The following is a 17922-nucleotide window of genomic DNA, read 5'->3' on the forward strand; positions in this document are numbered from 1 at the left end:
TCAAACCGCGGAGTAAATTCGCAAATCAGGAAAGACGAAATGACTGATATCAGCATCAGACGATTGAACGCTTCCGACAGTGACTTTGACAGTGCGCTGGCCAAGCTTTTGGCTTGGGAAGACAGTGTGGATCATCAGGTGAATGAGTCGGTTCGTCATATCCTGCACGAGGTGAAAACTCGTGGGGATGCCGCGGTTCTGGAGTTTACTGAGAAGTTTGATCGCTTGAAGGTTGGCACCGTTGCCGAACTGGAGATGGGGCAGGATCGCTTGCGGCGGGCATTGGAGGCCATTCCCCAGGATCAGCGTGTTGCCCTGGAGAAAGCCGCTGAGCGGGTGCGTGACTATCACGAGCGTCAGAATCAGACGTCCTGGCAGTATGAAGACGATGACGGCACGGTTCTCGGGCAGAAAGTGACTCCGCTGGATCGTGCAGGGCTGTATGTGCCCGGTGGTAAGGCCGCTTATCCGTCTTCCGTGTTGATGAACGCTATCCCGGCAAAGGTCGCGGGCGTGGGCGAGGTGATTATGGTGGTTCCCACACCGGACGGTGTGGTGAACGATATGGTCCTGGCCGCTGCGGCGATTGCGGGTGTGGATCGGGTGTTTTGCGTGGGCGGTGCCCAGGCGGTAGGGGCGCTGGCGTATGGCACGGAAACCATTCCGGCTGTCGACAAGATCGTTGGCCCCGGCAATATTTTTGTGGCCACTGCCAAGCGCGAAGTTTTCGGTACTGTCGGCATCGATATGATTGCCGGTCCGTCGGAGATTCTGGTGATCTGCGACGGCAAGACCGATCCGGACTGGATTGCCATGGATTTGTTCTCTCAGGCCGAGCACGATGAGCAGGCTCAGTCTATTCTCATCAGCCCGGACGCCGATTTCCTGGATGCCGTGGAAGCCAGCATCAACAAACTGCTACCGACCATGGAAAGGGCGGACATCATCGCGACCTCAATGACGGATCGGGCTGCATTGATTCACGTGGCCGACTTGTCCGAAGCGGCTGGCGTTTCCAACCGTATCGCGCCGGAGCACCTGGAGCTTTCGGTGGAAGACCCGGAAAGCCTGGTGGACGAGATTCGCCATGCCGGTGCCATCTTTATGGGCCGCTTTACGGCCGAAGCGTTGGGTGATTACTGTGCCGGGCCAAATCATGTGTTGCCGACGTCCGGGACGGCGCGTTTCTCCTCTCCGTTGGGGGTTTATGACTTCCAGAAACGGTCGTCGCTGATCGGTTTTTCTGCAGCCGGTGCCGACAGGATGGGGCGAGTTGCCTCTGTTCTGGCACGTGGAGAGGGGTTAACGGCTCACGCCCGTTCTGCAGAGTATCGGGTTCGGGAGGGTCAGTCAGATGAGTAAGTTCTGGAGTTCTCGGGTCAAAGACTTGGTCCCCTATGTACCGGGGGAGCAGCCGAAAATGGCCAACCTCGTGAAACTGAATACCAACGAAAACCCGTTCGGTCCGTCTCCGAAGGTGATCGAGGCGATCAACACTGAGCTGAATGACAACCTTCGGCTATATCCGGACCCCGAGAGTGAGGCCCTGAAAAGCACCATCGCGAATTACTATGGCGTGCAGGGTGAGCAGGTTTTCCTCGGTAACGGCTCCGACGAAGTGCTGGCACACATCTTCTACGGTCTGTTTCAGCATGGCGAGCCAGTGTTGTACCCAGATATCACCTACAGCTTTTATCCGGTGTATTGCGGCCTCTACAACATCGAGGGCAAAACGGTACCGCTGACCGACAGCTTTGAAATCGATCCGAAAGACTATAAGCAGCCGAACGGCGGAATCATCTTTCCCAATCCCAATGCGCCCACTGGGTGCTACCTGGCGTTGGACAAGGTTGAGGCTATCGTTGCCGCCAATCCTGACCGGGTTGTGGTTGTGGATGAAGCCTACGTGGATTTCGGCGGCGAGAGTGCGATCAAGTTGGTGGGGAAGTATTCCAATCTTCTGGTCTGTCAAACGCTGTCCAAGGCCCGCTCCCTGGCCGGGTTGCGCGTCGGTTTCGCCATCGGCAGCTCGGAGGTCATCGAAGCCCTGAACCGCGTCAAGAACAGCTTCAACTCCTATCCTCTTGACCGCCTGGCTCAGGCGGGCGCCATTGCGGCATTTGAAGATGAAGACTGGTTTAAAGCCACTTGTGAAGGCGTCATTGGCGAGCGGGGCTGGGTGACCTCGAAACTGGAAGCCTTGGGTTTTGATGTATTGCCCTCGAAGGCCAATTTTATCCTTGCGCGCCATCCGGAGCACGCCGGTGAGGCACTGGCGAAGGGGCTTCGGGAGCAGGGCGTTATCGTACGCCACTTCAATAAGCCCCGAATCTCGAACTTCCTGCGCATCACCATAGGCACCGCAGACCAGAACAAGCGACTGATTGAGTGTCTTAAACCGTTGGTGTAACACAAGGCAACCACATGGAGGCAGCATGGCTTCACGCAATGAGATACTCCGCACACTGAATGACTGGCTGGCCCCGGAAGACTTCAAAGACTATTGCCCTAACGGTCTGCAGGTCGAGGGCGCCGAAGAGGTTAGAACCGTAATAAGTGGTGTCACGGCGTCCCGGGCGCTCGTGGATGCGGCGATCGAAGCCGATGCCGACATGATCCTGGTGCATCATGGGTATTTCTGGAAAGGTGAGGATCAGGCCATCCGCGGCATGAAGCGGGACAGGATCAAGCGCCTGCTGGACCACGATATCAATCTGGTTGCCTACCACCTGCCGTTGGACGATCACCCCGAGTATGGCAACAACCGGCAGTTGGCCGACGTGTTGGGCATTCTCAATCCCCGGCCGCTGGGCGGGCTTGTGTGGCAAGGTGAACTGGGCGTGCCTATGGGCCCCCAGGCGTTCGCGGATCTGATCGGGGAGCGTCTGGATCGTGCTCCGCTTTGGGTTGGGGACGGCTCCGCAGAGATTGCCAGGGTTGGCTGGTGTACCGGCGCAGCTCAGGGGTTCATTGACAGCGCCTTGAACGCGGGACTGGATGCCTACATCAGTGGTGAGATTTCAGAACCCACCACCCATACTGCCCGCGAATGCGGTATTCATTACTACGCGGCTGGCCACCATGCCACTGAGCGGTATGGTGTTCAGGCCCTGGGTCGGGCCGTGGAGCAAACATTTGGGGTAAGCCACCGGTTTATCGACTGCGATAATCCGGTGTGAGCGTCAGGCTTTCTGCTGTTTTTCGGCCAGACCAAAGTCTTCGGCGAGGGTGCCTTTCTCCTGGGGATCGCTCTTCGGGGCGTAATCCCGGGGTGGCTCTGCATCGTCCTTGCTGGCGGCGGCACCTTCCAGGCGCGCCTTGGCGTTCTCTTTCTCAAGCTCCAACAGCCAGTCTTCATCGTTGCACAGTCGGTTGGCGCCCCGGGCCATGTGCTGATTTACGTCCCGGTAGGTGTCGTTGAAGCGGCGCAGCAGATGCGCAGATTCCATAAAGTGCTCATTTACCTGTGCTTGATAGCGTGTGTACTCGTTTCTAAGTTCCTCGATCTGCTGTTCAGCCCGGCGCTGCCGCAGAGTAGAGCCCTGACCAGACCGGCCAACCAGTACTCCGATGACAATGCCAACAATCAATGCGGCGATGGCTGCCAGAATCAGGTTTGTCATAAGCTGTGTGATCCTTTTGATGAATAGGAATTCTTTCCCAAAGTATACCGTCCCAAGTCCCATTCACGCACGATTGCCTCGTGCGCCAATCGTCGTATTGCGTCGTATGTCTGGCTCGCTCCCGCTGTTGCAGCGGTTTCTCAGGGTGTTGAACGTGGCGAAAAAAGCCAAAATCGGCCACAATACGCCGCCGTTATGAATGACCATACTTCGGGAAACGCCTTAATGACACCCCAAAAGCGAATCCGTATGACCACTACCCATATGACCCCATGGGAACGATACCAGCAGGACCTCGAGCGGCCCGAGTTTCACAAAGACCCGGCCCAGGAAGATGCGGTCCGCCGTTTGCAGTCACTTTACGACAAACTGGTGGCGGCGGAAAGGGAGCGTGACAAACCGATGGTCAAACTTCGCCTCAAGTTCAGGAAGGGCAAAGAAGATCCGGTGAAGGGATTGTACTTCTGGGGCGGAGTGGGTCGTGGAAAGACCTACCTGATGGATACGTTCTACGAAGCTCTGCCGTTTGATCGCAAGATGCGAGTGCACTTCCACCGTTTTATGCAACGGGTTCACAAAGAACTGAAAAGTCTGAAGGGCGAGAAAAACCCCCTGGATATCGTCGCGAAGATGTTTGCGGACGAAACCCGGGTGATCTGTTTTGACGAATTTTTTGTCTCCGATATCGGCGATGCCATGATACTGGCAACATTGATGGACGGTCTGTTCAGCCGTGGTGTGACCCTGGTCTGTACCTCTAATATTGTGCCTGACGGACTTTACAAGGATGGCTTGCAGCGCGCCCGTTTCCTGCCTGCGATCGCGCTGGTCAAGAAACACACCGAAGTGGTAAATGTGGATGGCGGTGTGGATTATCGTTTGAGAACCCTGGAGCAGGCTGAGCTGTATCACTTTCCTCTGGATGAGGATGCCGACAAAAGCCTTCAGAAAAGTTACGACGGGCTTGCGCTTGAGGCTGGCAGTCACAGCCTGGAGCTGGATATCAACGGCCGTAAGCTGACAGCACTCAGCCATGCGGATGACGTTGTCTGGTTTGATTTTAAAACCCTGTGCGACGGCCCTCGTAGCCAGAACGACTACATCGAGCTGGCTAGGGAGTTCCACGCTGTGATCATCAGCAATGTGCCGGTGTTGGGAAAAGACAAGGACGATCAGGCCCGACGATTCATAAATATGATCGACGAATTTTACGATCGCAACGTCAAGGTTATCATTTCCGCAGAGGCTTCGATTACGGACCTGTATGCCGGCGGGCGGCTTGGGTTTGAGTTTGAGCGCACGGAGTCCCGGTTGCTCGAAATGCAGTCGAGAGAATACCTCGAGGCACCCCACAAGGCCTGATAGGCGTCGGACTGAACGAATTCCAATCCGATAACGAACTACCCCAACGATAGAGAGATCAAGCAATGAGCACAGACAACGTCGTCATCGTCAGCGGTGTGCGCACCCCCATGGGCGGATTCCAGGGCAGTTTGGCTGCGGTTTCCGCGCCGGAACTGGGCGCCGTCAGCATCGCAGAAGCCATTCGTCGTGCCGGCTTGCAGCCAGCGGACGTGCAGGAAGTCATCATGGGTAACGTTCTGCCCGCAGGTCTCAAACAAGGGCCGGCCCGTCAGGCCATGCGCCAGGCCGGGCTGCCTGACAGCACCGGTGCTACTACGATCAATAAGCTTTGCGGCTCTGGTATGAAAGCCGCCATGCTTGCCCATGATGTGATCAAGGCCGGTACGAACGACATTATGGTTGCCGGTGGTATGGAGAGCATGTCGAATGCTCCGTATATTCTTCAAGGTGTTCGCAGTGGCTACCGTATGGGGCCTGGTCAGGCGCCTCAGGACCACATGTTCCTGGACGGCCTTGAAGACGCGGAAACCGGTCGGCTGATGGGGGCTTTCGCTCAGGAAATGGCGGACAAGAAAAGCTATACCCGGGAAGAGATGGACGAATACGCGATTACCTCCCTGACTCGGGCGAAGAAAGCCATCGAGGACGGTTTTCTGAAGGATGAAATCATCCCGGTCACCGTCAAGACCCGCAAAGGCGACGTTGTGGTTGAGGACGACGAGCAGCCCCACAACGCCAACATCGAAAAGATCCCGAGCCTTCGTCCGGCGTTCGCCAAGGACGGTACAGTCACCGCTGCTAACGCCTCTTCTATATCCGACGGCGCCTCAGCGCTGGTGCTGATGCGTGAATCGGAAGCTGAGAAGCGCGGTCTCAAGCCGCTGGCACGGATTGTCGCCCATAGTACCCAATCCCAGCATCCGTCGGAGTTTACCTGTGCGCCGGTAGGTGCCATCGAGACCCTGTTTGCCAAAACCGGCTGGACCAAAGATGACGTGGATCTGTTTGAGATCAACGAAGCGTTTGCGATGGTAGCGATGATGCCGATCCGCGAACTGGGCCTGGACCCGGAAAAGGTCAACGTCCATGGTGGCGCCTGCGCCCAGGGCCATCCTGTCGGTTCCACCGGCTCCCGTCTGCTGGTGACGCTGATGCACTCCCTGAAGCATTACGGCAAGAAAAAGGGGGTTGCAGCGCTGTGTATCGGTGGTGGCGAGGCGACGGCAATGGCCATTGAAATGCTGTGATTTGTGCCGGCTGGTTGCATCCAAATTTGTTGACTATAGTGACTCAGTGCGAGGGAAGTCTGCCGCAGAGAGGGGCGTAATCGTAAAATCATACTTTTGACTGATCAAAGCGTTCGATGGCGTTAGCTATAGTGCCAACATCACGAGCACTGTGCATGAAGCCTCCAAACATCGTGAACACCAATAATCAGAGCAGCGACTCAGAACAACAATGGAGTAGCCTTCCAATGACAAGAAAAACACATCAATGGCAGCAGTGGACCAAATTGCCGCTGGCCGTAGCAGTTGCCGCCGGGGTATCCGGGCAGGCAGCTGCCTATTCATTTTATGTGGGGGACATGGAAGCCTCTTTCAACACCACGCTGTCGGCGGGCATTGGCTGGCGTACCGAGTCACAGGACCGACGGTTGATTGCCCAGGGTAACCTGGGGCCTGAATACACTCCTGGCCAGCCCTTGGCCAACATCGGTGCCTCTACTAACAACTACGATGACGGTAATCTCAATTTCGAGAAAGGGGATACCTATTCCAAGATTGTCAAAGGCAACAGCGAACTGTTCCTGAGCTACGATGTAAACAGTGACACACTGACTCGGGTTGGTGGTTTTGTTCGTGGTCGGTACTGGTATGACTTCGAATTGAAAGATGAGAGCAGAGCGGTTGATCCTGTAGGTCAGCGTCGCGAACTGAACGAAGAGGCCAAAGAATACGCCTCCGGCGGCGAAATCCTTGATGCCTACGTATTTTCCGACTGGTATTTTGGTAATGTCCCGGTCAGCCTGCGCTACGGCAAGCAGGTGTTGAGCTGGGGTGAAAGTACCTTCATTCAGGGCGGCATCAATACCATTAACCCGGTTAACGTACCTGCCTTCCGGGCACCAGGCTCCGAACTGAAGGATGCGCTTTTGCCTGTTGAAATGTTCTACGCCTCGGCGGGTATCACGGAAAACGTGACTGTTGAAGCGTTTGTGCAAGCTGACTGGGAACCGGTTCGCCCAGACGATTGCGGCACGTTCTTTTCCACAAACGACTTCGCTGCTGATGGTTGTGGTCCCGTTTTGCTAGCAGGTCAGCTGCCTGATTCTCAGGCGGCGGCGCAGGGGTTCATCGCTCCTCGTCTTGCGGACCGTGAGGCGGATTCCAAAGACCAGTTTGGTGTCGCGCTTCGCTGGTATGTGCCAGCCCTGAACGATTCAGAGCTTGGCTTCTACTACATCAAGTACAACAGCCGTCTGCCGTATGTAAGTGGCTTGGTGAACAACCCGTCTTCACCCAGCGGCAGTCAGCAAAATGACCCGAGCAAACCGAACTCCCGGTTTCCGAGCTACTTTATTGAGTATCCCGAAAACATCAATCTCTATGGCATCAGTATCAACACCACGACCCCGGGCGGTTGGTCTCTGGGTGCTGAATACAGTTTCCGTGATAACGTTCCGCTGCAGTGGAACGCATTTGAGCTGATCTTTGGTGGTTTACAGCAGCGTGGTCCGAACGGGGAAATTCTAGGCAAGCTGGAAAAGCAGCGGCTCGAGGAATCCGGTGGAGCCAACCTGGCTGGAAAGCCTGTTGACGGCTACGACCGATTCAACGTTTCCCAGGCGCAGTTCACGCTGATCAAGTTCTTCGACCAGGTCATGGGTGCGAGCCGTCTGTCCCTGATCACTGAATTTGGTGCCACCTACGTTCACGATCTTCCGGACGAAGATGAAGCCCGTTACGGTCGCTCAGGAACCTTTGGTATCGGTACGTTGCCGGTGGACGGCTCCAACTTCACGGGGGATTTTTGTGAGGCCGGTGCCAACATTAATACCAACTACTGTAACAACGAAGGTTTTACTACGGCCTTCTCTTGGGGCTATCGTACCCGTCTGGTCTGGGATTATCTGGACGCAATTGCCGGTATCAACCTGTTTCCGCAGTTGGCCTGGAGTCACGATGTACAGGGTTATGCACCATCCCCGGGTGGTAACTTTAGCGAAGGTAACAAGGCCATTGGCCTGTCGCTGCAAGGGGTTTACCAGAACCGTATAACCGGTAATATCGGTTACACAAACTTTTTCGGTGGCAAGCCGTATAACGAGTTGACCGACCGTGATTTCGTGAGTGCGAGCATTTCCTACTCATTCTGATTCGGCCTGAATTCGTTTAACGAGGTAATTTAAATGAAACTGAACAAGAAGCTACTGGCCACTGGCATCCTGTCCGCCACGTTGATTGCGGGTAACGCCTTTGGCGCGGTTTCCGCACAGGAGGCGGCCAAGCTCGGTGACTCGCTTACGCCAATGGGCGCTGAGAAAGCGGGTAACGGGGGCGCAATTCCAGCCTGGGATGGCGGTCTGACGACGCCTCCTGCCGGGTACAAAGACGATGGTATCTACGTGAACCCGTTCCCGAATGAACAGCCGAAGTTCACGATCAACCAGAGCAACGTTGACGAGTATGCGGAAAATCTGTCTCCCGGACAGGTCGCAATGATCAAGCGTTATGACGATTACGTCATGCCGGTATACGAGACTCACCGTTCCGCCGCATACCCGGAACAGGTCATGAAGGATACCGTTGACAATGCCACGAGTGTGGAACTGATCAAGAGTGGTAACGGCCTGGGTAATTACCAGACGGCTACGCCATTCCCGATTCCGCAGAACGGCCTGGAAGTTATCTGGAATCATATCACCCGCTATCGCGGTGGTTCCGTCCAGCGCAACGTGGGGCAAGTGACTCCGACGGAAGACGGTGCCTTCAGCGTTGTGAAATTCCAGGATGAACTGACGTGGAAAACCTATCTGGAGGACTATGAGGCGGGACAGGATCCTAACGTTCTGTTCTACTTCAAGCAGGCTATTACTGCGCCAGCGCGACTGGCCGGTAACGTACTGCTGGTTCACGAAACCATCGACCAGGTTGAGGAACCGCGTCGCGCGTGGGTATACAACGCTGGTCAGCGGCGTGTACGCCGCGCCCCGCAGGTTGCTTATGACGGCCCGGGTACCGCTTCGGACGGCATGCGTACGTCGGACAACTTCGATATGTTCAACGGCGCGCCTGATCGTTACAACTGGGAGCTGGTAGGTAAGAAGGAAATGTACATCCCGTATAACTCCTACAAGCTGGTCGACCGTGAACTGGATTATGACGATATCATTGAGGCTGGCCATATCAACCAGAACCTGACCCGCTATGAACTGCACCGTGTCTGGCACGTTCGTGCCACACTGAAGGATGGTGAGCGTCATATCTACGCCCAGCGTGACTTCTTCATTGACGAAGACTCATGGCAGGCAGCGGTAATCGATCACTACGATGGCCGCGGCGAACTATGGCGTGTGGCAGAAGCGCACAGCATGCAGTTCTACGATCAGATCGTGCCCTGGTACGCCATTGAAACTCTTTACGACCTGTTGTCTGGCCGGTATCTGGTCCTGGGTTTGACCAACGAAGAGTCCAACCCGTATGAGTTTGGTGTTGAGCGCATGTCACGTGACTACACGCCTGCTGCTTTGCGTCGTGCTGGTACACGATAAGTAATCGCTGTCCGGGAGTAATCCCGGCTGACAGGAAAGCGGCGGGCCCAATGGGTCCGCCGCTTTTTTATTAAGGTCCTTGAATTTCCTCGAATGTTGGAAATTTGCCGGTGTTTCGTTACCTTCCCGTCAAATTTTTGCAGCCTACCCCCGATTTGGTTTAACCTCTCCCTACTAATACTAAAGGCGTACCCGATGCAGGGCGCCGTAGCAACAACAAAGCAGAGATCACATTTGCCGGAGTAAGGGCCCACCAGGCTCATAGATTCCGGGCTTTCAACGGGGCAAAGAGTGAAACCATTCGATGATGGCTGTGCGGCCAACGATGAGTTCCAGTCAACATTAGGCGGCACGCATCGTGGCGAGTTGATCAGGGATTTGTTGCGCCAACGGATACGGATGCCGGAGCCCGTTCCGAATTACCTCAGAAGGCCGGCGTTGACCGAGAAACTGACCGCTGCAATAGCACCGGGCTCTGCCTTATTGCTGGAGGCACCGTCCGGCTATGGAAAAACCCACGCCCTGAGTGCGGCGTTCCGTGAAACCTCCCGTAGCCCTGACACCCTCCGGTGGTTGGGACTGACCGGACAGGAAAACGATGCCGGGCGTCTGTTGGCCTTGCTTGAAATTGCGCTGATACCACCCGGCGCCACTTCCCGTCAGTCTGGACATCAGAAAGCCTCCAGTAATATGGATGCGCTTGCCCTGCTATTGTCTGATCCTCACTGGAACGCCCCTAATGGCGATAGCGTGCTCGTGGTTGATAACGTAGGCACGGTCGCCAACCCAGCTGCCATAGCTCTGCTTCAGCAGCTCATTGAAAACATTCCTTCTGGTCTGGCCCTGGTTATGGTGTCCAGAAGGCCGCTGCCATTTGAGACCCACACGTTCGAACTGGAAGGTCGATTCCACAGAATCGGTGCTGATTCGCTTGAGCTGACACGATTGGAAACCTTCGAGTTCTTTCACGCCGTGGTCAACCGTAATCAACTGACCACGGTTGCAGTGGAGCACCTTTATTCGTTGACTGAGGGGTGGATTACGCCTTTGGGGCTGTATCATAGGGAATTGGACTCTACGCCGGAATCCCGATTGCCGATCCAGGAGACCTTCAGTGTTGAGCGGTTTCTCAGGGATGCCGTGCTAATTCACCTAACACCTGGCCAGCAGCGTTCGCTTCGAATTATTGCGGAAATGGAGATCGTCTCGGACGAACTGTTTCTGGCATTGGCCGATGCCGGCTGTGACCACGCCTTTCGGCCCTCGGCAGCGTCGGAAAGTGGTATCCCACTGCGACCATTACCGGGCCGTGGGCGTTGGTTCCGCTTAAACCCTTTGCTCCACGACTGGTTACAGACACCTGCCCTCGACGGGGCAGGGGAGCGTGCACTGAAAGCCAGTCGCTGGTTTAGTGACCGTCATCAGTTTCCCGAGGCACTGCGTTATGCGCTGGTCAGCGGTAGTCTTGAGGAATCTGTCCGGATAGCCTCTGAAGGCTCTGAAGCCTTACTGATTGGCCAGGATACCGCGTCACTGCTTCGACTCCGCCGGTCATTGCCGTCGGGGCTGCTGGAGAAAAGCGCTCGTCTGAAAATCGTCTACGGTTGGGTTCATGCCATCGGTGGTCAGTTCAGGCAGGCAAGAACGCTGATTAACAATCTTGATAATGGCGAACGTCCCGAACTTGCTGGCCGGGTTGACGCACTCAGGGCCTTTATTCTCCGTGGCGAGGGCAGTGTTGATGAGGCCCTGTCGGTAGCGGACAGGGCTCTTCAAGCGGAGGAACTGTCCACGCAGGGCCAATTGGTGACGCAGTTGGTTCGCTCCAGTGCGTTATGTGCCGCCGGCAAATTTGGCGACGCTCGGGAAGCTAATCGCATTGCCGCGAGGCTGGCCCGGGAGGCTGGAGACGCTGGTTCGGAAGTTCTGGCAGTCTATGCTCACGCGCGGATTGAGCTTGGCAAGGGATCGTTGAAACACGCAGAGCAACTGCTGCGCACCGGTCTGGATACCGCCATGAACGAGTCATCGCGCCCTGCACGTGTTGGCGAAACGCGCCTCCAGTTGAACCTGGTGATGGTACTTTGGCATCAGGGACGACAAGCAGAAGCCGATCGCCTGTTGGTGACCTGTATCCGCCATGCGGAGCAGACCAGGGATCTTGGGTTGCTACTGGCTATGGCGCTACGCGTATTGATCTGTCGCACCCAGAATCGGATGGACGATGCGTTTGCCTGGATTGGACGCGCCGAGCGCACCATGCAGTCGTGGCAGGTAGACGAGTCCGTCTATGTGCCTGTGCTCGAGTCTCTGAAAATCAGCGGCTGGCTGACGCTGGGGCAGGTGGATTCGGCGGCACAAGCCATGGAGCGGCTAAAGCCCTGGCGGGAAGTGAATTGTGTCCCGGAGATGTTCCCGATGATGCCCGGCATGCTGCAATGCCTGCAGGCGAGAATTGAGCTGGCACGGGGTGATGACATCAAGGCCGCTGAAACCGTCAGGAACATTCGAGACAACGGCGGCGAGACATTACCGTTCGGTCTGGATTTATACTCCAGGCTTCTGGAAAGTGTCCTTAACTGGCGGCAGAAAGGCCCGGCCGCTGCCCAGAAAATATTGGCTGGTACCATGGCCATGGCCGGAGAGGAGCATTACATCAGCCCCTTTGCGGAGCTCAGAGGAGAGCTCCAGGAACTGCTCGAGAAAACCTGGCCCCAGTTGCCGGACACGCCGTTTGTTGAAGCCGTGGGCGCGCTGTACGGGCTCACGGATATGAAGGAGCAGGCGCCTCTGGCCGAGCCCATCAGTGATCGGGAGCAGGGGGTGCTTGAGCTGATTGCGCAGGGGCTGTCTAATCAGGACATTGCCGACCGCCTGCACATATCTCTGCATACAGTGAAAACCCATGCCCGGCGCATTAACGCCAAGCTCGAGGTGAAGTCACGCACGCAGGCCATCGTTCGGGCCCGCGAACTGGGGCTGCTATAGCGGACACGCTATAGCGCTCGGGGTGAACGCTTCAGTTCGTCTATAAGGGCGTCCTTCTCTTCCCAGATTTGACTCACCCAGCGCTGGAAGTCTGCCCTTGTCTCACGGTTGTTTTCGTAATCCATGCCCAGAAACCGCTGGGGAATCTCCCGTACTCGAATATCAACCACAATCCGTTGGATCCGCCCACACAGGTAATCCCAAATGCCAGATTTGCCGTCCGGATATACGATGGTCACATCCAGCATGGTGTGCAGGGACTCGCCCATGGCTTCCAGCACGAAGGCCGTGCCGCCGGCGCGGGGCCTGAGTAGATGTTTGTGGGGCGAGTTCTGGCTCTGATGCTTGGCCGGTGTGAGTCGCGTACCTTCCATGAAGTTGAAAATGGTCACAGGTGTGTAGCGGAACTTCTCACAAGCAGCCCGGGTGGCTTCCACATCCTTGCCTTTCAACTCTGGTCGGCGGGCAATCTGTTCCTTGGTGTGGCGCTGCATGAAGGGGAAATCCAACGCCCACCAGGCCACACCCAGTAAGGGTACCCAGATTAACTGCTGTTTGAGGAAAAATTTCAGTAACGGGATGCGGCTGTTCAATACGTGTTGGATAGCCGGAATGTCGGCCCAGCTCTGATGGTTGCAGGTGACGAAATACCAGTGTTCCCGGCTCAGACCGTCAGCGCCGCGGATATCCCATTCGATGTTGTGAAGCACGTCAGCCAGCACATTATTGAAGCCAATCCAGACCCATGCAATGCGGTTGAGCACATTGGTGCAACCTTTGCGAACCGAAGGGGTCGGGATCAATAGCTTGATCACGGCAAACACCATCAGGATCGGGAATAACCAAAGGGTGTTAAGAACAATACAAAGCACTGCAAGCACACCTTTGACGGGTGTGGGCAAGAACCTGGACATTGACCGATGTCTCCGGAATACGAATTAGCTTGGTTGTGTGATGGTGGGGTTAGCCTTCCCCGCTGGTTTCGTCATCGGTAGTGGCACCGGGCAAGAGCACCTCTTCTTTGCTCGCCGCAGCCAGTTCGGACAGTTTCCGGGAATCGGATTCCTGAACAATAACCTGGAAGTCCTCATCGTAATCATCCAGGTTGTTGTGGCGGATCATGCTGCGAATTTCCTCCACATAGTCTTCGCCACGTTCGGAGTAGCCCAGCAAACCGGCGGCAAGCCTCGACCCACTAGCGATATCATCACGGTTACGAGCTTTCAGGCGAATGTCCCTGAGCAGCTGGTAGGTCGGATGGCGATTCAGGTTCTGGATGTAAGAGCGCACAGACAGATAAGGCGAGGAGAAGCTTGCCACTTCATGGCTGGCACCCTCAACGCGCCCCCGTGGTACCAGGCCGCAGCCCTGCGAGAAACACCATTGGCCGAACAGATTGTTGCCTCTGCGGGCAAAGCGGGAAGTACCCCAGGCGGATTCGTTCGCGGCCTGAGCGAGTACCAGTGAAGGCGGGATTACATCAAGGCGGTTCCGCAGGCGCCGGAACATGCTTTCGCTGGCGGGCTCTTCATCCACCCTCAGCCGCTCGGCCTGGTTTTTCAACCAGGTCAATTCCGATTTACTGAGCTCGTCCTTGCCGGCCAGGCTGTCGAGGTAATCACGCTCGATCAGAATGCGGGAGTTTGCCAGCACAATACGTGGGTACAGAAACGAGAAAAATGCGGCCTTCTTTTCGGTGGTATCACGGTATGCAGAGAAATCCGGCAAGTCAGCTCGTGACCAGCCGGGGAGTGACGGCAGTTTGGCCAAGGCGACATCCGAGTCTTCGTTGTCGCGGTCGTGGTCTGGGTCAGGGGTGTGCAGTATGCCCCACAAACCAAAAACCACCAGCGGAACTATCAACCACAGAGCTCGGATACCAGAAGACATAAAACCTCTCGTTACAATCGATATGACAGCAATTATAACAGGTTATACGCCGACGTCGCCCGGGTGGTTTGCTGCTGGCTATTCTGGCAGGCGTGTCGCCAGGAGCAACCCGAGTACCTCTTCCTGACCGTCTGTCTGCCTGAGTTGCAGGAACATCTGATCCTGATCGCGGGTGAATAAGCCATCCAGCGTCATGCTGTCCGCACTAAACGTTGCAGTTCCGGTGTTGCTGGCCGTGTATGCCAGGGATACCGTTCCGGGTGACTGTGCCTGTGGAGTGGAAACGGATTCGGCATCGACTTGATGGATAATGTCGAGTGTTCGGCCCTCCAGACGGGCGCTGCCAGAAGATTCAATCACCAGCAGGGCGTTATCGAAATGCATCAGCCGGTTACTGGCCTGCTCCATTCCCAGCCCCACGCCCTGAAGGCGGTAGCGTCCTTGGCTGGGCGGTGAGGTATTGGCCTGCTCGGCGGCCACCAGAACTCCATCACCAATAGCATTGGTGTCCAGGTTGAAGGCCATCAGGGAACCGTTCGGCGTTGATGCACCGACGGCGATGTCCGGTTTCTCATCCAGGCCGGAGGCACTGTCGCGGTCCAGATTCAGGCGCCCGTTACTGACGATACGGTTTCCACTGTTTGGGTCATACACCCGCGACTGACGCTCACTGATGACCCAGTTGGCGTCCCGCTGGCCGGGGTTGTCCGCCGGTACGGAAACGGTAACGGTGCCCGTATTGTCCCTGCGCAGAGTGGTGGTCGCCATGGTCTGGGTGACGTCTGGGCCACTGATGTGCCAGTTCCCAATACCGGATTCCACCACAAAAGGCTCGCTCTCATCGCCCATGCGGGTGGACAGGTACGCGACGTTGTAGTTGCGGCCATCCAGTTTCTGCCGCTCGAATCCTTCATTCCTTAGCAAGTTCAGTTCAAACACAGACAGGTAGTGATCTTCCAGTGTGCGTTCTCTTTTCAGTTCGCCGTTTTCGGAACGCAATTCAATGGCTTTCCCCGCACTGAAATACCCACTAAGGACACGATCGGGCTGCTCGGTGCCACCGCCGACATATGCATCCAGGAAATACGGATTACGGGTCCAGCCGATGATCCGGGAGCTACTACGGCCGGTGATGCTCTGGTAAAGGGCCCGACCGGCTAGCAGGCGGATGTCGTCCTCCACAGTCGCGGCACCGGGAGAGGATGAATGGGTATTGAGGTCCCAGGCAGGGCGGTCGAAGAATTCATTACCATCGGCGTGAATCAACGCCCGACGGTCATAGGGGATATCGCTGGCCAGGGACGTAACCCGAATATTGAAGGCGTCGAGGGAGGTTAACGTCATGCCCGGGTAAACATAGCCGGTACCATTCTGGTCGGTAGTGGTTTCCTCGCGGGCGATACGCACGCCCCATTGGCCGGAGCCGGCAATACTGGATTCTAGGAATGTCTGCCCCAGTTCCACACCCCAGAACACCGAATGGTAATTCGCAGAGCTTGCCTCTATCTTGCCGGACGAGCTTTCTCCCAGAAGCGCATAGTCAGCCATGGCGTCGACATACCGGGCGAAGTCTCCTCGCCCCTCAAGCAGGGCGAGTGCGCCGTCGACATCCAGGTTGCCGGGGATGTTGATCTCAAAATCATGGACCTGATCGGCGAGCGTGGGCCAGACGTATTTGTTCAAACACAGTGAGCCATTGACGTCGTTCACGCAGTCCATGATCTGGGAGAACTCGCCGGAGCTGTAGCTGTCCAGCGAGTTTGCCACGAGGTATTCCGAGAACGGGTTCACTTTCACGTCCCGGTCCTCATCGGCTGCCAGCGACCGCATACGGCTGTTGCCATAAGTTGCTTCGATCACGACATTCGGCCCTATCGGTCGTCCGTTTTCAAAGCGGATGACAGTTCGCCCTCTGTCTTCCCGGCGGGACCGGGTGTCTACAGAGGCGAGCTCGCGGAGGGTCTGGTCGGTCTGGTAAACCCGGATGGTCTCCGGTTCCACTATTCGCAGGTTGCGGCGGGTCAACTCTCCGCCCGGTGCAACCGATTCCGGTACCTCCATGGTGATTCGCACTTCATCTTCTGCCAGGCCGGACGCGTTGTTGGAGTCACCAGTTGAGCCGGGCGTGAAGTCGTCGATCGCATTCTTTGTCGGCGGGAAGCTGTTCTCCCGGCCCGCCACGTCGTCGTTCGCGTCGCCACTACCGTCGCAGCCGGCCACCAGTGCGACAGTGGAGAGAGTGAAAACAGCGGTGAATGCCCGTGCAGCTATGTGAAACATAGGGTTGTCCATGCCTGATAAACGTTCCCGGAGCGTGAGCCAGAAGTCTATCAAGTTGGCAAGGCACAAAGAGTGAGGAAGGGCACGAAAATGGGGAGTAGTAACCCCGCCCTGGTAGGAGCGGGCGGGGTAATGTCGCGAGGGTCAGGGCCCGATCAGAAGAAGATCTTCATACCGGCCATGACGCCCTCATCCAGGTTCAGGTCACCGCGACCGTCAAAGTCAGTATTCAGGTAGCGGTAACCGGCAAACAACTCGGCGTTGCGGATAACGCGGTAGCTGCCGCGAAGCTCAAGGCTGGTGAGGTCATCGGAATCGCCAAAGGAAAGGATGCTGGGCGCGTAATGAAGCCCGCCGGTGAACGACAACCCGGGTACGTTGGGCACGTTCACGGTGGCAAAGCCGCCAAGAGCCACGGCGCCGCCGTTCAGCCGATCATCGTCCCAGCCAAAGGCGCGAACACCAATGCCCGCTGTGGTCGGCAGGTTGCCAATGGCCGTGCGGCCCTGGGCGTGGAAATCCACGTTGCCGATGTGGCGGCTGCCTTCGTGATAGGTATAGCCGGTGCCTACCTGGATGTCGGAATTGGTGCCGAAGAAGTTGACCTGGCCCTTGACCGAGTCGTTGGTCAGGCTCAGGTCCACATCGGAGGCGTATACAGGTGCTGCCGCAAGTGACAGAACGATAAAGGAAATTCGGGACGCTTTCATTCTTCGACCTTCTTAATGTTTGAATGTAACCGCCGGAATGTTAACGGTCCGGCTCCGATGGCTCAACTTAAAACGGGTTAAGGGCGGGTTAATGCGGTCGATCAATGGGTGGTTGTGTCGCCGCCCTGGTCCAGATCGTCAGGGGATGCATTTTCTGCGGGAACGCGGTATTCCTCATTGGCCCAGGCGCCCAGATCGATCAGTTTACAGCGTTCAGAACAGAAAGGGCGAAAAGGGTTGTTCTCATTCCATTCCACGGACTTCTTACAGGTTGGGCATTCTACGTTCATGGTGG

14 protein-coding genes are annotated in these 17922 nt (G+C 56.4%); 8 read left to right on the forward strand and 6 right to left on the reverse strand.

All coding sequences use genetic code 11. The features are described from left to right. Nucleotides 1–39 precede the first annotated feature (39 nt). Genes hisD through AC13D2_RS12190 form a run of 3 tightly spaced genes read left to right on the forward strand, consistent with a single transcriptional unit; the run spans nucleotide 40 to nucleotide 3179 of the window. Nucleotides 40–1362: a histidinol dehydrogenase gene (hisD, locus tag AC13D2_RS12180; protein WP_292047456.1), complete on the forward strand. Its 1323-nt coding sequence runs from the start codon at nucleotides 40–42 to the stop codon at nucleotides 1360–1362. After that, nucleotides 1355–2410 (forward strand): histidinol-phosphate transaminase, encoded by a 1056-nt coding sequence (hisC, locus tag AC13D2_RS12185; RefSeq protein ID WP_300494181.1) that lies wholly within the window; start codon nucleotides 1355–1357, stop codon nucleotides 2408–2410. Before hisD ends, hisC begins: the two co-directional genes overlap by 8 nt. Nucleotides 2411–2435: 25 nt before the next feature. Further along, on the forward strand, nucleotides 2436–3179 hold the full coding sequence (locus tag AC13D2_RS12190) for a Nif3-like dinuclear metal center hexameric protein (protein WP_288074073.1): 744 nt from the start codon (nucleotides 2436–2438) through the stop codon (nucleotides 3177–3179). Nucleotides 3180–3182: 3 nt separating this feature from the next. Here the strand turns inward: AC13D2_RS12190 and AC13D2_RS12195 are convergent, their stop codons facing one another. Beyond that, nucleotides 3183–3623 (reverse strand): Z-ring associated ZapG family protein, encoded by a 441-nt coding sequence (locus AC13D2_RS12195; RefSeq protein WP_288074071.1) that lies wholly within the window; start codon nucleotides 3621–3623, stop codon nucleotides 3183–3185. A 264-nt stretch (nucleotides 3624–3887) separates the two neighbouring features. On the opposite strand from AC13D2_RS12195, the gene zapE reads away from it, so the two are divergent. From zapE to AC13D2_RS12220, 5 genes are all read left to right on the forward strand, one after another. Beyond that, the gene (gene zapE, locus AC13D2_RS12200) at nucleotides 3888–4985 is read left to right on the forward strand and encodes a cell division protein ZapE (RefSeq protein WP_420391119.1); all 1098 of its coding nucleotides are present in this window, start codon (nucleotides 3888–3890) and stop codon (nucleotides 4983–4985) included. 65 nt (nucleotides 4986–5050) lie between these two features. Next, entirely contained in the window at nucleotides 5051–6235 is a 1185-nt protein-coding gene (locus tag AC13D2_RS12205; RefSeq protein ID WP_482938661.1) for a thiolase family protein, read from the forward strand. Between the two features lie 227 nt (nucleotides 6236–6462). Next, nucleotides 6463–8364 (forward strand): DUF1302 domain-containing protein, encoded by a 1902-nt coding sequence (locus tag AC13D2_RS12210; RefSeq protein WP_482938662.1) that lies wholly within the window; start codon nucleotides 6463–6465, stop codon nucleotides 8362–8364. Between the two features lie 33 nt (nucleotides 8365–8397). Next, on the forward strand, nucleotides 8398–9759 hold the full coding sequence (locus tag AC13D2_RS12215) for a DUF1329 domain-containing protein (protein ID WP_482938663.1): 1362 nt from the start codon (nucleotides 8398–8400) through the stop codon (nucleotides 9757–9759). A gap of 291 nt (nucleotides 9760–10050) precedes the next feature. After that, on the forward strand, nucleotides 10051–12747 hold the full coding sequence (locus AC13D2_RS12220) for a LuxR C-terminal-related transcriptional regulator (RefSeq protein WP_482938664.1): 2697 nt from the start codon (nucleotides 10051–10053) through the stop codon (nucleotides 12745–12747). A gap of 8 nt (nucleotides 12748–12755) precedes the next feature. Here AC13D2_RS12220 and AC13D2_RS12225 read toward each other — a convergent pair whose 3' ends face one another. From AC13D2_RS12225 to yacG, 5 genes are all read right to left on the reverse strand, one after another. Continuing rightward, nucleotides 12756–13661 (reverse strand): acyltransferase, encoded by a 906-nt coding sequence (locus AC13D2_RS12225; protein ID WP_482938665.1) that lies wholly within the window; start codon nucleotides 13659–13661, stop codon nucleotides 12756–12758. A 49-nt stretch (nucleotides 13662–13710) separates the two neighbouring features. Beyond that, a complete protein-coding gene (locus tag AC13D2_RS12230) occupies nucleotides 13711–14637 on the reverse strand; it encodes a glucosaminidase domain-containing protein (protein ID WP_482938666.1) in 927 nt (308 codons plus the stop codon). A 78-nt stretch (nucleotides 14638–14715) separates the two neighbouring features. Further along, nucleotides 14716–16917, reverse strand: coding sequence for a hypothetical protein (locus AC13D2_RS12235; RefSeq protein WP_482938667.1), 2202 nt, complete (start codon nucleotides 16915–16917; stop codon nucleotides 14716–14718). 155 nt (nucleotides 16918–17072) lie between these two features. Beyond that, nucleotides 17073–17627, reverse strand: a complete 555-nt coding sequence (locus AC13D2_RS12240) for a YfaZ family outer membrane protein (protein WP_482938668.1) — start codon at nucleotides 17625–17627, stop codon at nucleotides 17073–17075. Between the two features lie 101 nt (nucleotides 17628–17728). Further along, on the reverse strand, nucleotides 17729–17917 hold the full coding sequence (gene yacG, locus AC13D2_RS12245; protein WP_007154147.1) for a DNA gyrase inhibitor YacG: 189 nt from the start codon (nucleotides 17915–17917) through the stop codon (nucleotides 17729–17731). Nucleotides 17918–17922: the final 5 nt, after the last annotated feature.

Source organism: Marinobacter sp. B-12, assembly GCF_056857915.1.

What these genes read in the sequence shown, in the direction of transcription:
- hisD (WP_292047456.1), top strand. Translation starts at nt 40, where the DNA reads ATGACTGATATCAGCATCAGACGATTGAACGCTTCCGACAGTGACTTT.
- hisC (WP_300494181.1), top strand. Translation starts at nt 1,355, where the DNA reads ATGAGTAAGTTCTGGAGTTCTCGGGTCAAAGACTTGGTCCCCTATGTA.
- AC13D2_RS12190 (WP_288074073.1), top strand. Translation starts at nt 2,436, where the DNA reads ATGGCTTCACGCAATGAGATACTCCGCACACTGAATGACTGGCTGGCC.
- AC13D2_RS12195 (WP_288074071.1), bottom strand. Translation starts at nt 3,623, where the DNA reads ATGACAAACCTGATTCTGGCAGCCATCGCCGCATTGATTGTTGGCATT.
- zapE (WP_420391119.1), top strand. Translation starts at nt 3,888, where the DNA reads ATGACCCCATGGGAACGATACCAGCAGGACCTCGAGCGGCCCGAGTTT.
- AC13D2_RS12205 (WP_482938661.1), top strand. Translation starts at nt 5,051, where the DNA reads ATGAGCACAGACAACGTCGTCATCGTCAGCGGTGTGCGCACCCCCATG.
- AC13D2_RS12210 (WP_482938662.1), top strand. Translation starts at nt 6,463, where the DNA reads ATGACAAGAAAAACACATCAATGGCAGCAGTGGACCAAATTGCCGCTG.
- AC13D2_RS12215 (WP_482938663.1), top strand. Translation starts at nt 8,398, where the DNA reads ATGAAACTGAACAAGAAGCTACTGGCCACTGGCATCCTGTCCGCCACG.
- AC13D2_RS12225 (WP_482938665.1), bottom strand. Translation starts at nt 13,661, where the DNA reads ATGTCCAGGTTCTTGCCCACACCCGTCAAAGGTGTGCTTGCAGTGCTT.
- AC13D2_RS12230 (WP_482938666.1), bottom strand. Translation starts at nt 14,637, where the DNA reads ATGTCTTCTGGTATCCGAGCTCTGTGGTTGATAGTTCCGCTGGTGGTT.
- AC13D2_RS12235 (WP_482938667.1), bottom strand. Translation starts at nt 16,917, where the DNA reads ATGTTTCACATAGCTGCACGGGCATTCACCGCTGTTTTCACTCTCTCC.
- AC13D2_RS12240 (WP_482938668.1), bottom strand. Translation starts at nt 17,627, where the DNA reads ATGAAAGCGTCCCGAATTTCCTTTATCGTTCTGTCACTTGCGGCAGCA.
- yacG (WP_007154147.1), bottom strand. Translation starts at nt 17,917, where the DNA reads ATGAACGTAGAATGCCCAACCTGTAAGAAGTCCGTGGAATGGAATGAG.